Source organism: Pasteurella sp. P03HT (assembly GCF_054052285.1).
Genome location: NZ_JBSIUM010000018.1, coordinates 1 through 336, shown reverse-complemented (window position 1 = coordinate 336; position 336 = coordinate 1). Strand labels below are relative to the sequence as shown.

General features: G+C 47.9%; 2 tRNA genes. Both read right to left on the bottom strand.

The features are described 5' to 3' along the window. Positions 1–106: 106 nt before the first annotated feature. Positions 107–182 (bottom strand) — tRNA-Ala (locus ACWIT3_RS09540). A 57-nt stretch (positions 183–239) separates the two neighbouring features. Next, a tRNA-Ile gene (locus ACWIT3_RS09535) sits at positions 240–316 on the bottom strand. Positions 317–336 lie beyond the last annotated feature (20 nt).

Here is a 336-nt window from a genome sequence, read left to right as displayed (position 1 = left end):
AAGTCAAAATGGTTTCCCATTTTTCGCTCATCATTGCTAAGTATTCTGCGTTTATTGCCTCATTTGGCGTCTTAATACTCACTTAAAACACTTAGCAATGATGATTTGGTGGAGATAAGCGGGATCGAACCGCTGACCTCCTGCGTGCAAGGCAGGCGCTCTCCCAGCTGAGCTATATCCCCATTCACATCACAATAATGCGCATCCTTTTTCGCTTCACTCTTCCGCTTTCGCTTGAGTGGTGGGTCTGAGTGGACTTGAACCACCGACCTCACCCTTATCAGGGGTGCGCTCTAACCACCTGAGCTACAGACCCAAAAGGATTTCGGTTCTCTT